A 13,290-nucleotide genomic window follows, 5' to 3' on the forward strand; every position below is an offset into this window, starting at 1 on the left:
ACCGAGCATTTGACACAAGATCCCGGCGGACGGCATCTTGTACCCACCGCTTGATACAAGACGATCTGGGGGGATCTCCATATGCTCGACATGCTCGACACCGCCCCGCTCCAATCCCGGTTCCTCGACCACGCCGAGTACTACGCCCGCTGGTCCGGTCTCGCCATCGGCATCGTGGTCGCACAGCAGCTGATCGCGATGGACAGCGACGACATCGCGATGCCCCTCGTGTTCGCCATCACCGCTTTCGGCCTGTGCGCGGTGGGCGGTGTCCTGCTCGGCGACGCCCTGACCCTGCGTCCCCAGGACGCGGTACGCACCGCGAGTCTCGCCCCGCGCCTGATCCGGGACCAGGTGCCGCCCCGGATGGCTCCCCTGCTTCTTCTGCAGGCGGCGTCCCTCGTCACCCTGCTGGTGATCGGTGCGGTCACCGCCTCCTCCTCCGACGCCGGCGAGACGGGCAGAGCGGGGCAGGTCATCACCGTCACCTGCGAAGGGTTGCGCACCTCACTCGGCCCCTGGCCCGGCCTGTACTACAGCGGCCCGATGTTCGCCGCCCTCGCGGTCGGCACCCCCGTCTGCGTCTGGGCCCTGCGCCGTATCGCCCACAGTCCGGGCGACGACCAGCAGCGCCGCGACCGTGCGTGGGCGATCACCGGAGCCTGGGGGCTGCTGGTGTCGAGCCAGGTTCTGCTCGTCACGCTGATGATCTTCGTCGCGCTCACGGAGAAGGCCTGCGCCGGCCCGCTGGGCGCCGTCGCCATCGTGGCGATCTGCCCCCTGAGCCTGCTCGGCCTGTTCACCTTCGGCTGGTCGCTGGTCACCGTGGTCGCGCCCCGGGCGGTCGACGACGAGGCAGCCGACGAGGGGATGCTCGACGATGAGTGACTCCGCCGTCCGCGTCGACACCACCAGCCAGGTACCGCCGTACGAGCAGATCCGCGCCCAACTGGCCGCCCTGATCGTCACCGGCCGGCTGACCGAGGGCGAACGCCTCCCGACCGTACGCCAGTTGGCCGCCGACCTGGGCCTCGCCCCCGGCACCGTCGCCCGCGCCTACCGCCAGCTGGAAGCCGCCGAACTGATCCGTACCCGCCGGGGCGCGGGCACCCGGGTCGCGGCGCTACCGTCCGGGCCGCACACGCACGACGCCGACCAACTCAGCACCCTGGCCCGGGACTTCACCTCCGCCGCCCGAGCACTCGGCGCCGACACCGACGACATCCTGACCGCCGTCCGCGACGCCCTGGACCCGGGGCCCACCTCCCCGACGGCCACCGCCGACCGCGGAACGAGCGGCCCCAAGACGGCCGGGGTCGGCACAAGTCGCGGGACCTGAAGCACGGTTCCGCCGATTCAGAGCTGCGGGCCTGTCCGGAGACCGGAGAACATCTCCCGCTTCCCGAACTTCGTCTCCGTCAGCCAGCCAACAGAGCTGCCCCGCCCACCGGGTGACGGGTCGTCAGCCAAGCGCTCGCATCCGGCATGAGGTGCACCTGGCGCGGCCGGCGGAATCCGAGGGGGCGCAGCTGGTCCCCGTGCCGGGGGGACGTCGTGATCGCGACGGCGGTCTCACCCTGGTCGTCGACTTCGCGCAGCCCCGGGGCCAGCAGGTCGGCGGCAACGGTGTGGTCCCAGGCGGTCGTGTCGTCCAGCGCGCCGACGATGACCACCTTCCAGTGCGCCAGGTCGGGGCCGACCTCCTTGAGCCACGTCGGCAGGACCGGGCGGTCCAGCGGGCCGGTGGCGAGCTCACGAGCGAGCAGGCTGCTGAAGCGCATGTCGGGGGGCTCGGACCCGACGCCGGGCGGCAGCCAGACGGCGGCGGCGAGGAGGCCGCCGTCCTCCCGCTCGGCCACCCATATCCGGCCCTCTTCGAGGGCGTAGTGGGCCAGCACCAGCCGCATGGCGCTCTGCGTCCGCTCCCAGTCCGGCGCGCAGCCGTCCGGGACCGGCAGCACACGCGGCGGCGACGCGATCAGCCGCACCACCGCGGGCACGTCCACCAGCCCCGCCGCGCGCACGACCGTCCGGGGCCGCAGGGGAAGCGCCGCCGTCGTCATCATGGTCGACCTCATCGTCGTCATGGTCCTCGTCATCGTCGTCATGTCGGTGTTCTCCATTTCAGGCCGCCGTGCTCGTACCGGCGAGAATCCGGGCGGGCCGCAGGACCGGCACGGCGGCCGGTACGGCGGTCGGTACGGCGGTCGGTACGGCGGTCGGTACGGCGGTCGGTACGGTCGGGCGGGGGGCGCGCGGCTGGTCGTAGCCGCTGCCGAGGTGGTCGAGACGGTCGGGGAGGGGCTCGGACTGCCCCTGCCCCTGACTCTGACTCTGACTCTGGGTCTGGCTCTGGGCCTGGGGGCGGCTCAGCAGGACCACTCCCCTCCCTGCCGCCGCCGCGCCGGCCAGGGCGAGCAGGGTGCCGGTCATGCCGTACTGGATGCCTTCGCCGAGCAGGGTGAGGCCGATGGCGGACGCGGCGACGGGGTTGACGAGGGTGAGCAGGGCGAGGGGGCCGCCGAGGCCGCTGCGGTAGGCCTGCTGGGCGAGCAGCAGACCACCCGCGGCGAACGCGACGGTGAGGACTGTCACCAGCGCCACGCTCCAGGACAGCTCCGGCCCGACGGCGAGCTTCTGGGCCAGCGTGGAGCCGACTCCGGAGGCGATGCCGGAGGCCGCCGCGAAGGCGAGGCCGCCCCGGGCGGAGGGGCCCGAGGCGAAGCGGACGAGCACCGCGATGAGCGCGGCGGCGGCGAGCGCGACCACCAGGACCCCGGTGGTGCCCAGGGTGCTGTCGGGCGCGTTGTCCGAGGCGGTGACGGTCAGCAGCGCCGTCAGCCCGACGAGGGTGAGGGCCATCCCGCTCCACTGCGTGCCCGACGTCCGGCGGCGGGCGGCCAGCGAGCCCAGGGGCACCGCGACCACGAGGGTCAGCACGCCGAGCGGCTGCACCAGGGTCAGCGGCCCGTATCGCAGGGCGACCACGTGCAGCAGCGCGCCGGCGGCATTGAGGGCCACCGCCCCCCACCACGAACCGCGGACGAGCGCACCGCGCAGGTCCGCGGTCCCGGCGGCGGTCCGTTCCTGGACCACGGCGGCCATGGCGTAACAGAGCGCGGAAACGAAGGAGAGAGCGACGGCCAGGAGTACTGGAGAGCTCGTCATCACATATTCCCATCGATACGAAACGGTTTCGTACCGACAAGCTACGACGGTCTCGATCGAAACGCAAGCGTTTCTTTAGAGGTCAGGCGGGGAACACCGCAGCTCCGCCCTGCGTCAGCTTCCAGTTGGTGACCGCGAAGTCGGCGGGGTTCAGGCTGCCCTTCGTCGTCACGTAGTCGATCATCAGCTGGCGGATCTCGTTGGTGGAGCTGTACGCGATGTCGGCGGCGGCGATGTGCGGGTAGCCGCTGCCGCCGTTGGCGCGGTAGTTGTTCACCGCCACGACGAAGACCTGGTCGTCCGCGACCGAAGTGCCCTTGTACGTAAGGTTCTTGATCCTCGAACCCTCCGCCTGCGCGATGTCGATCTCGTACTCGACACCCGCGGCCGTGTCGTGCATGTAGTCCCAGAAGCTGTTGGCGTTCGTCAGCGTCGCCGTGTCGACCGCCGTACCCGCCGGAACCTGGTGGTAGTACTTCGCCGCGAACTCCAGATAGTCCCTGAGCTGGGCACCGGACAGCTTCTTGCCGTACAGGGTGTTGTCGTAGATGTAGAGCCCGGCGACATCGCGAATGGTGACATCCCCCTGGGGGATGTCCGCGCTGCGGCTGAAGGGCGCGGCGACCGAGATCAGCGGAAGCGCGGCGTCGGCGGTCGACAGCCCGGCCGCCACGGCCGTCATCTGCACCTGGTGGATGAAGTCCATCACCGGTACGTCCTTCCAGCAGGCCTCCGCCGCCGACAGGTCCTCCGTACACGTGCCGACGGCCGTGTTGACGTACTTCACGACGAGGTCGTGGTCGGCCTTGAGCAACGAGACGATGTGCTCGTCCTCGTCAACTCCCTTGGGATCGAGGGTCTTTGCCTTCGTGCTGGTCACCTTCCACTGGCCGCGCTCGAGTTCGAGCTCGAAGTCGAAGACGGTCAGACGCATGCCGTAGCAGTACGGCTCGGAGAGGATCACGTCCTTGCCGGTCGCCTTGTTCGTGACCGTGTAGGAGGAGACCTCCGTGTGCGTGTGGCCCACGAGGATCGCGTCGATCCCCGGCACCTGCTCGGCAACGAGGTTCGACGCGTTCTCGACGTACGGGAGTTCGTTCCCGTACGACGAACTGCCGTCCAGGCCCGAGTGATCGGTGAGGAAGACGACGTCACAGCCCAGGGCGCGCATCCGCGGCACGTACTTCTTCGCCTGCTCGACGAGCCCCGTGAACGACATCTTCCCGGCGACGTTGTCCTTGTCCCACAGGGCGATTCCGGGGTTCGTCAGCCCCAGGATGCCGACCTTGATGTCCGGCGCGCCGGGGACCCTGATGTGCTTGACGGTGTACGGCTGGAAGGCGGGCCGGAGCGTCTTCGCGTCCAGCGCGTTCGCGGCCAGGAGCGGGAAACGGCACTGGCTCTCGAACGTGCGGAGGGTGTCGATGCCGTAGTTGAACTCGTGGTTGCCGAGGGCGGCGGCGTCGTAGCGCATGGCGTTCATGGCGACGGCCATGGGGTGCAGCGGGGCGCGCTCGCCCTTGGCACCAGTGCCCGTGATGGGGTCCACGCGCGCGTAGTAGTACGCCAGCGAGGTGCCCTGGATGATGTCGCCCGCGTCGACGAGCAGGACGTGCCCCTCCCCCTTCTCCGCGCGCTGCTGCTTGATGAGCGTGGCCACCCGGGCGACGCCCACCGAGTTGCCGGCTTTGTCGGCGTAGGCGGCGTCCGTGTAGTAGTCCCAGTCGAAGACATGGCTGTGCAGATCGGTGGTGCCCAGGATCGAGAAGGTCCAGGTACGGGGCGGCCTGCAGTGCACGCCGTCAGCACGGTCGGCCGCCTGCGCGGGCACCGCCGCAACGGTCCCGGCGGCTGCCACGGCAGCGCCGGTGACGGCCGACTTGTGCATGAACGCGCGGCGGTTCATGGGTGAGATGGGCATGGGGGGACTCCTGGGCGACTGGGGTGGCTGAGACGACTGGGACAACCGGGCTACACGCGTAGATCGTGACGGGAGACCGGCCCGCCCAGGAACCAAGAGCAGGCCATGACAGGCCATGTCCCGGTCAATTCACGGTGAGCGAATAAATACGAACGACTGCCACACAGTGCACGCATGACTACGCTGAGTGGCAACTGGCCTGTCTCAGGGGAAGGGCGCATCATGACGTTGATGACAGAGCGACCGATCACGATAAGCGGCACGGAGCCCCCCAGCTTCGAGGGCTTGCTGGACGCCCTCGACGAGCTCTACGTGCCGGACGGCTACAAGGCCGAGATCATCAAGGGGAACATCGTCGTGTCGCCGTGGTCGAAGGGGTACTACTCCCGCGTCATGAAGTCGGTGCGTCGGCAGCTTGAGGAATTCCTCCCCGAGGGCCACCTCATCGATTCGTCGCCGCTCCTGTTCGTCTTCCCGGGAGTCGAGCGTGCGTACGGACCGGACATCTACGCCGCGCACGAGCGGACGCTGGAGACCGACAGCAATCGCCTCGACGGAGAAGGCCTTTCCTTCGTCGCCGAGCTGACCTCGGTCTCCACCCGGCTCGACGACCTCACCGACAAGGTCGAGACCTACGGCAAGGCAGGCGTCCCCGTCTACCTGGTCCTCGACATGCAGGAGGAACGGGCCATCGTGTTCTGCGACCCGTACGACAAGGGGTACCAGGCCACGCACACCAAGCCGTTCGGCGAGAAGCTCTACATCCCCGACCCTTTCGGCTGCGAACTCGACACGACGGGGTTCCAGGCCCCTCCGGATAAGAGCTGACCCCAGAAGAACAGCTGAGGGGCACCCCGTCGGACGGGGTGCCCCTCACTCGTACCTCCGCTCTAGATGAACGAGTTGACCTCGATCGTCTCCGTGCGGCCCGGGCCGACGCCGATCGCTGAGATCGGGGCGCCGGACATCTCCTCCAGCGCCTTCACGTACGCCTGGGCGTTCTTCGGGAGGTCCGCGAAGGTCTTGGCCTTCGTGATGTCCTCCGACCAGCCGGGGAGGTTCTCGTAGATCGGCTTCGCGTGGTGGAAGTCGGACTGCGAGTACGGGAGTTCCTCGACGCGCTTGCCGTCGATCTCGTAGGCCACGCAGACCGGGATCTCCTCCCAGCCGGTGAGGACGTCGAGCTTGGTGAGGAAGAAGTCGGTCAGGCCGTTCACGCGGGTCGCGTAGCGGGCGATGACCGCGTCGAACCAGCCGCAGCGGCGGTCACGGCCGGTCGTGACGCCCCGCTCGCCGCCGATACGGCGCAGGGCGTCGCCGTCCTCGTCGAAGAGCTCGGTGGGGAAGGGACCGGCGCCGACCCGGGTCGTGTACGCCTTGAGGATGCCGATGACCCGGCTGATCTTCGTCGGGCCCACGCCCGCGCCCGTGCAGGCACCGCCCGCGGTCGGGTTCGACGACGTCACGAAGGGATACGTGCCGTGGTCGATGTCCAGGAGCGTGCCCTGGCCGCCCTCGAAGAGGACCACCTTGTTGTCGTCGAGCGCCTTGTTGAGGACCAGGACGGTGTCGGTGACGTACGGCTTGAGCCGGTCCGCGTAGGTGAGGAGCTCCTCGACGACCTGGGCGGCCTCGATCGCCCGGCGGTTGAAGACCTTGGTGAGGAGCTGGTTCTTGCCGTCCAGCGCCGCCTCGACCTTCTGCGTCAGGATCGACTCGTCGTACAGGTCCTGGATACGGATCCCGACCCGGTTGATCTTGTCGGCGTACGTCGGACCGATACCGCGCCCGGTCGTGCCGATCTTCCGCTTCCCGAGGAAGCGTTCCGTCACCTTGTCCACGGTCACGTTGTAGGGCGTGATGACGTGAGCGTTGCCGCTGATCAGGAGCTTGGACGTGTCGACGCCTCGCTCGTTCAGCCCGTTCAGCTCGGAGAACAGGACCGACGGGTCGATGACGACGCCGTTGCCGATGACGGGTGTGCATTCAGGTGTGAGGATTCCGGAAGGGAGGAGGTGCAGGGCGTACTTCTGATCGCCCACGACTACCGTGTGGCCGGCGTTGTTGCCGCCCTGGTAGCGCACCACATAGTCCACCGACCCGCCAAGCAGGTCGGTAGCCTTCCCCTTGCCTTCGTCACCCCACTGAGCACCGAGCAGCACAAGTGCGGGCACGCGCGTACACCCCTTCCGGGCGGGGCATGTCCAAGGTCAGGGGCGTACGTGACTAGAGCTCTCGGCTCATGCCTCGTACACCGGCGACCTTCGTTGGCCGCAACCCGTCGGACCGGATGCCCCGGAATAGACGAAGCCCCTGGCGCAATAGCGCAAGGGGCTCTTGCACAAAGATGCTACCCGAGGAAGCGAGGCAGGACCGAGGTGGCCACTTCCGACCAGCTCCTCGTGGTCATCGACCCGGTCGCCCGGCGGACGGACGGCGAGTCCGTCCGGATCGCAAAAGACGTGCTCAGCGCGGGTGCGACCACCAAAGTGTGCCTCCCCGAAGGGCCCGAGGAATTCGCCCGGGCACTGGCGAGGAGGGGCTCCCGACGGCCCGTGGTGATCGGCGACGACCGGGCCCTGCTGCGTACGGTGGCCCTCCTGCACCGGCAGCGGGAACTGGCCGGATGCGGTCTGTCCCTCGTGCCGGTGGGGGCGGCCGGTGTCCTGTCCCTCGCCCGTTCGCTCGGGGTGCCCACGGGCGCGGTGGCCGCGGCGCGGGCGGTCCTGGAGGGCGCCGAGCGGCGCCTGGACCTCCTCGTCGACGACAGCGACGGGGTGGTCCTGGGCGCGGTGCGCATTCCGGCGATACGGGGTCCGGTCATCCTCGGTGACATACCGGAGGACGGTTCGGCGGACGGTACGGGCGTCACGGCACCGGCACATCCCTGGCTGCGGACGTGCCAGTCGCTGGTACGCACCCTGGCGGTACGGCCGGTCCGGGGGGCGCGGGGCACACGGCTGGTCCCGGTACCGGGCGGCCCCGGACCCTCGCGGCTGCGCATCGAGGTGGACGGGGTGACCCTCGTCGACCTGGACCAGCCCGTGGAGGCGGTCCTGCTGACGCCCGGGGTGGCGGGGGGCGTCCGGGTGGAGGTACGGCCCGTGTCGGTGGGCGCGGAGGCGTCTCCGCTGGGCGCGGTGGGGCGACGGGTGACGGTGTCCGGGGCGGACTTCCGGTACCGGGTGGACGCGGGGCTGGTGAGCGGGCCTGTGCGGCGGCGGACGTGGGTGGTTCGGGAGGGGGCGTGGGGGTTGACGCTGCCGGGGTGAGGGGTGGGTGCGGCCAGGGTTTCTTCGCCCCCGCCGCCCCTACCCGTCCCGTCCCGTCCCTGGGGGCTGCCGCCCCCAGACCCCCGCTACGGCCCTGAACGGGCCTTGTCCTCAACCGCCGGACGGGCTGGGATGTCAGCCTCGTCCTTCAGCCCGACCCCCGTCAGCCCCAACTCCCGTGCCCGTCCTATCAACGCCGCCAGTTTCGCCGCCGCTGTCTCGTAGGTCAGGCCCAGTGGGGGCCGGATGTTGGACAGGCAGTTGCGGTCGGCGTCCGTGGTCGTGCCGGGGCGCGGGGCGTAGGTCAGATACGCGCCCAGGGAGTCCGCCGCGGACATACCGGGGCGTTCGCCGATCAGGACGACCACCATCTCCGCACCCATCGCGTGGGCCACGTCGTCTCCGAGGGCCACCCGGGCCTGTTCGGCCAGGATCACCGGGGCCACCCGCAGACCCGGGTCCAGGAGTGCGGTCGTCGCCCGGACCACCCGCGCCGCGTGTTCGTGCACCGCCCGGCTGGACAGGCCGTCGGCCACGACGAACACCAGGTCCCAGTCACCGCCGGGGAGGTGGGCGCGGTCGATGTCGTCGAGGCGGCGCCCCAGGTCGGGGCGCTGGAGGTAGGTGAGCCGGTCGCCGGCGGCGCTGCGCACCCGTACCGTCGGTTCGCCTGCCAGGCCCGCCGCGACCGTCTCCGGGTCGAAGGGCGAGTGGACGGCGTCCCGCGCGGCGGCGTGCGCGGCCTGCAACTCCAGGCGGTGGCGGGTGGGCAGCGCCGAGCCCGCGCGGCCGAGCCCGATCCGGGCCTGCGTGTGCTGCCGCAGCGCCGACCACATGGTCAAGTCGTCGGAAATGGGGGCAAGTTGACTGTTCGTCAGCTTCGTCATGCGGCCAGTTCCTTTCCGATCGCCGTCAGCGGATGTGCCGTACCCGAGACGTCTCTGATCGCGCCCCGCTCGTCCAGCAGGCCGATGCCGTCGAGCCAGGCCTCGAACTCCGGTGCCGGGCGCAGCCCGAGGACCTCGCGGAGGTACAACGCGTCGTGGTACGAGGCGGATTGGTAGTTGAGCATGATGTCGTCGCCGCCCGGTGTGCAGATCACGAAGGACGCCCCGGCGACGCCGAGCATCGTCAGCATCGTGGCGATGTCGTCGTCGTCCGCGTCGGCGTGGTTCGTGTAGCAGATGTCCAGGCCCATGGGCAGGCCGAGCAGCTTGCCGCAGAAGTGGTCCTCCAGGGCGGCGCGGAGGATCTGGCGGCCGTCGTAGAGGTACTCGGGGCCGATGAAGCCGACGACCGTGTTCACGAGCAGCGGGTCGTAGCGCCGGGCCACCGCGTAGGCCCGCGCCTCCACCGTCTGCTGGTCCACCCCGTGATGCGCGCCGGCGGACAGCGCGCTGCCCTGCCCGGTCTCGAAGTAGAGGGCGTTGCGTCCGACCGAGCCCCGGTTCAGCTCCCCCGCCGCCGCGTACGCCTCGTCCAGCAGCCCCAGGGTCACCCCGAACGAGGCGTTCGCAGCCTGCGTACCCGCGATGGACTGGAACACCAGATCCACCGGCGCCCCGCGCTCCATCAGATCCACGCTGGTCGTCACATGACACAGCACGCACGACTGCGTGGGTATGGAGTACCGCTGGATGACGCCGTCCAGCAGCTCCAGCAGATCCCGTACCGCCTTCGGACTGTCCGTCGCCGGGTTGATGCCGATCACCGCGTCGCCCGACCCCAGCAGCAGACCGTCCAGCAGCGCGGCCGCGACGCCCGCCGGGTCGTCCGTCGGGTGGTTGGGCTGGAGGCGCGTGGCCAGGCGCCCAGGCAGCCCGATCGTCGACCGGAAGGCGGTCACCACCCGCACCTTCCTCGCCACCGCGACCAGATCGGCGTTCCCCATCAGCTTGGACACCGCGGCGACCATCTCAGGCGTCAAGCCCGGCGCCACAGCGGCCAGCGACTCCGCGTCCGCCGCCTCCGACAGCAGCCACTCCCGGAACCCGCCCACCGTCAGCCCGGACACCGGCGCGAAGGCGGCCACGTCGTGCGTGTCCACGATCAGCCGGGTCACGTCGTCGTCCTCGTACGGAATCAACGGCTCGGCGAGGAACCGGGACAGCGGCACGTCGGCCAGCGCCCAGCGCGCCGCCACCCGCTGCTGCGCGGACTCCGCGGCGAGCCCGGCCAGCCGGTCGCCGGAGCGCTCGGGGCTCGCGGCGGCGAGCAGGCGCGCGAGCGAGTCGAAGCGGTAGTGGTGGCCGCCGAGGGTGGAGGTGTAGCCGCTGAACGTGCTCATGGCGGCGACGGTACGAGGTGCGTGTTGCCGCCAGATTTCTAAAGGTCTGGTTGACAAGTATTTAACATCCCGCCACCCTTGACCGACTCATTTGGGCTACAGAGTTCCACTCCACCGGCAGTGCGCGGTGCAAGGCAACCAGGAAGGGGCCACCCGATGGCAGTGGATGAGGGCGTAGCCCCGGCGGAGAGTACAACTACGGGCGAAGAAGGCCCGGTTCACCGGCTGAAGCCGAACGCGATCGGCTTGCTCGGGGTGGTCTTCATGGCCGTCGCCACCGCCGCGCCGATCACCGCGATGACGGGCAACGTGCCCTTCATGGTGTCGTCGGGCAACGGCATCGGCGCCCCGGCCAGCTACCTGGTCGCAATGGTCGTCCTGGCAATCTTTGCCGTCGGCTTCACCTCGATGGCGAAGCACATCACGTCCACCGGCGCCTTCTACGGCTTCATCTCGTACGGCCTCGGCCGCACGATCGGCCTCGCCTCCGGGCTCCTCGCCACCTTCGCGTACGTCGTCTTCGAGCCCGCCCTGATCGGCATCTTCTCGACCTTCGCCACCGACACCATCAAGGACCAGACGGGCGTCGACGTCCCCTGGTGGCTGTTCGCGATCCTGATGCTCGCGATCAACGCCTCCGGTACGTGGTTCGGGGTGTCGGTGGCCGAGAAGCTGCTGATCGTCCTCCTCGCCACCGAGGTGACGATCCTCGCGGCCATGGCCATCTCGGTCGCCTTCCACGGCGGCGGCCCGAACGGCTTCACCTTCGGACCCGTAAACCCGGTCAACGCCTTCCAGGGCACCAGCGCCGGCCTCGGCCTCTTCTTCGCCTTCTGGTCGTGGGTCGGCTTCGAGTCGACGGCGATGTACGGCGAGGAGTCCCGCGACCCGAAGAAGATCATCCCCAAGGCGACGATGATCAGCGTCCTGGGCGTCGGCGTCTTCTACGTCTTCGTCTCCTGGATGGCCATCACGGGCAACGGCGAGGCGGCGGCCGTCGAGGCGGCCTCCTCCGCCAACCCCCTCGCCCTCTTCTTCAACCCCACCGAGCAGTACGTCGGCCACTGGGCGGTCGTCGTCATGCAGTGGCTGATGATCACCGGCTCGCTGGCCTGCGGCATGGCCTTCCACAACTGCGCCGCCCGCTACATGTACGCCCTGGGCCGCGAGGGGGTCCTCCCGTCCCTGAAGAACACCATCGGCCGCACCCACGCCGAACACGGCTCCCCGCACATCGCCGGCCTGGTCCAGACGGTCATCAGCGGCGTCCTGCTCGCCGCGTTCTGGCTCGCGGGCAAGGACCCGTACAGCGGTACGTACGTCCTGCTGGCCATCCTCGGCACCATGGCGATCCTCGTCGTCCAGGCCGTCTGCTCCTTCGCCGTCCTGGCCTACTTCCGCAAGAACCACCCGGAGAGCCGCCACTGGTTCCGGACGTTCACCGCCCCGCTCGTCGGCGGCCTCGCGATGCTCGCGGTGGTCGTGCTCCTGGTGTCCAACATGGGCGTCGCGGCGGGCCCGGAATCCGGTTCGCTGGTGCTCAGGGCCACGCCGTGGCTGGTCGCGCTGATCGCGGCGGGCGGCATCGGCTACGCCCAGTACCTCAAGCGCCGCGCCCCCGAGCGGTACGCGCTCCTCGGACGGACGGTGCTGGAGGAGACGAAGGAGCGGTAGCCGGTGGTCGTACGAGGCCGGCTGTACGAGGCCGGCCCGTACGGGGGTGAGTTGGCGGCACGCCGGCGTCAGGCCTTGGCCCGGCGGACGTCGATGTTGCCGAACCGGGTGCGGGCGCGGATCTTGACGGTGTCCTCGGTCTTCTCCGGGGACTCGGACGCGGTGAGCGTGTTGCGCACCTGGCCGGCGCCCGAGCTGACGTCGAGCCAGGCGGCCGTGCCCTCGCGGACTCCGACCTCGATGGCGCCGTACGAGGTCTCCAACTGGACGGTTCCACGGGCGACTTCGGCCACGCGCAGGGTGCCGTGGGCGGTGGTGGCGGTGACCGAGTCCTCGGCGCGCCGGATGTCGATGTCGCCGTTGGCGCCGCTCACCCGCAGTTCCCCGGTCGCGGCGCCGACGGTCGTGCTGCCGTGCGAGTTCTTCAGGACGGCGGTGCCGTCGACGAAGCCGACGCGCAGGCTGCCGGAGCTGGTGGTGATCTCGGCCGCACCCTCGACCCGGTCCACGGTGATCGAGCCGTGCGACGCGGTCAGCTGGAGCGGGCCGGTGGTGTCGAGTCGGACATCGCCGGACGAGGTCTTCACCCGGACCTCCCCGAGCCGGCCCTCCCCGAGCACCTGGGTCCAGGCGCCGGTCAGGTCGATGCGGGAGCCCGTGGGCAGGTCGACCGTCACATCGACGGTGCCGGTGCGACCGAGGCCGAACAGGCTGCCCTTGGGCGTCCTGACGGTCAGTACGCCGCCCGCGTACGAGACCTCGGTCTGGTCGGCGGCCCGTACGTCCACGTCCTTCTTCGGGTCGCGGGGCCGTACCTCCACGACGGTGTCGAGGCGGTCGCCCGCGGTGAACTGGATGGAACCGGCCTCCACGTTCGCGGTGACCGAGATCGCTTCGGAAGTGTCGAAAGCAGGCATGGCTGTCCCGTCCTCTTGGGTCTTCAGGGCGTCCCCGCTGGTGGGACGTGG

General features: G+C 69.9%; 11 protein-coding genes and 1 pseudogene. 5 read left to right on the forward strand and 7 right to left on the reverse strand.

All coding sequences use genetic code 11. The features are described 5' to 3' along the window. The first annotated feature begins 81 nt into the window (after positions 1 to 81). Together ACH4TV_RS43180 and ACH4TV_RS43185 are read left to right on the forward strand one after the other, a co-directional pair. Positions 82 to 888, forward strand: a complete 807-nt coding sequence (locus ACH4TV_RS43180) for a hypothetical protein (RefSeq protein ID WP_398406880.1) — start codon at positions 82 to 84, stop codon at positions 886 to 888. After that, a pseudogene (locus ACH4TV_RS43185) lies at positions 881 to 1,258 on the forward strand (GntR family transcriptional regulator); the annotation flags it as partial. The gene ACH4TV_RS43180 and the pseudogene ACH4TV_RS43185, both read left to right, overlap by 8 nt. Positions 1,259 to 1,418: 160 nt before the next feature. On the opposite strand, the gene ACH4TV_RS43190 reads toward ACH4TV_RS43185, so the two are convergent. The 3 genes from ACH4TV_RS43190 to ACH4TV_RS43200 all read right to left on the reverse strand — a co-directional run bounded on the left by ACH4TV_RS43190 (position 1,419) and on the right by ACH4TV_RS43200 (position 5,089). Beyond that, positions 1,419 to 2,108 (reverse strand): hypothetical protein, encoded by a 690-nt coding sequence (locus tag ACH4TV_RS43190; RefSeq protein WP_398406881.1) that lies wholly within the window; start codon positions 2,106 to 2,108, stop codon positions 1,419 to 1,421. Between the two features lie 16 nt (positions 2,109 to 2,124). Beyond that, positions 2,125 to 3,168 carry a hypothetical protein gene (locus tag ACH4TV_RS43195; RefSeq protein ID WP_398406882.1) on the reverse strand — a complete coding sequence of 348 codons (1,044 nt, stop codon included), beginning with the start codon at positions 3,166 to 3,168 and terminating at the stop codon, positions 2,125 to 2,127. Positions 3,169 to 3,250: 82 nt separating this feature from the next. Beyond that, positions 3,251 to 5,089: a bifunctional metallophosphatase/5'-nucleotidase gene (locus ACH4TV_RS43200; RefSeq protein WP_398406883.1), complete on the reverse strand. Its 1,839-nt coding sequence runs from the start codon at positions 5,087 to 5,089 to the stop codon at positions 3,251 to 3,253. Between the two features lie 222 nt (positions 5,090 to 5,311). On the opposite strand from ACH4TV_RS43200, the gene ACH4TV_RS43205 reads away from it, so the two are divergent. After that, complete coding sequence (locus ACH4TV_RS43205) at positions 5,312 to 5,917, forward strand: Uma2 family endonuclease (protein ID WP_398406884.1); 606 nt, start codon at positions 5,312 to 5,314, stop codon at positions 5,915 to 5,917. 62 nt (positions 5,918 to 5,979) lie between these two features. On the opposite strand, the gene ACH4TV_RS43210 is transcribed toward ACH4TV_RS43205, so the two are convergent. Continuing rightward, positions 5,980 to 7,263 (reverse strand): adenylosuccinate synthase, encoded by a 1,284-nt coding sequence (locus ACH4TV_RS43210; protein WP_398406886.1) that lies wholly within the window; start codon positions 7,261 to 7,263, stop codon positions 5,980 to 5,982. 204 nt (positions 7,264 to 7,467) lie between these two features. Here ACH4TV_RS43210 and ACH4TV_RS43215 point away from each other — a divergent pair, with 204 nt between their 5' ends. Further along, positions 7,468 to 8,361, forward strand: a complete 894-nt coding sequence (locus tag ACH4TV_RS43215; RefSeq protein ID WP_398406887.1) for a diacylglycerol kinase — start codon at positions 7,468 to 7,470, stop codon at positions 8,359 to 8,361. Between the two features lie 86 nt (positions 8,362 to 8,447). On the opposite strand, the gene eutC is transcribed toward ACH4TV_RS43215, so the two are convergent. Together eutC and ACH4TV_RS43225 are read right to left on the reverse strand one after the other, a co-directional pair. Continuing rightward, positions 8,448 to 9,248, reverse strand: coding sequence for an ethanolamine ammonia-lyase subunit EutC (eutC, locus tag ACH4TV_RS43220; RefSeq protein WP_398406889.1), 801 nt, complete (start codon positions 9,246 to 9,248; stop codon positions 8,448 to 8,450). After that, the gene (locus ACH4TV_RS43225) at positions 9,245 to 10,648 is read right to left on the reverse strand and encodes an ethanolamine ammonia-lyase subunit EutB (RefSeq protein WP_398406890.1); all 1,404 of its coding nucleotides are present in this window, start codon (positions 10,646 to 10,648) and stop codon (positions 9,245 to 9,247) included. The genes eutC and ACH4TV_RS43225 overlap by 4 nt, the downstream gene beginning before the upstream one ends. 156 nt (positions 10,649 to 10,804) lie before the next feature. Between ACH4TV_RS43225 and ACH4TV_RS43230 the strand changes: the two genes are divergently transcribed. Beyond that, complete coding sequence (locus tag ACH4TV_RS43230) at positions 10,805 to 12,322, forward strand: APC family permease (RefSeq protein ID WP_398406891.1); 1,518 nt, start codon at positions 10,805 to 10,807, stop codon at positions 12,320 to 12,322. Positions 12,323 to 12,390: 68 nt separating this feature from the next. Here ACH4TV_RS43230 and ACH4TV_RS43235 read toward each other — a convergent pair whose 3' ends face one another. Further along, positions 12,391 to 13,239, reverse strand: coding sequence for a DUF4097 family beta strand repeat-containing protein (locus ACH4TV_RS43235; RefSeq protein WP_398406893.1), 849 nt, complete (start codon positions 13,237 to 13,239; stop codon positions 12,391 to 12,393). Positions 13,240 to 13,290: the final 51 nt, after the last annotated feature.

It is taken from the genome of Streptomyces sp. NPDC020898, assembly GCF_044333925.1.
Lineage (GTDB): Bacteria > Actinomycetota > Actinomycetes > Streptomycetales > Streptomycetaceae > Streptomyces.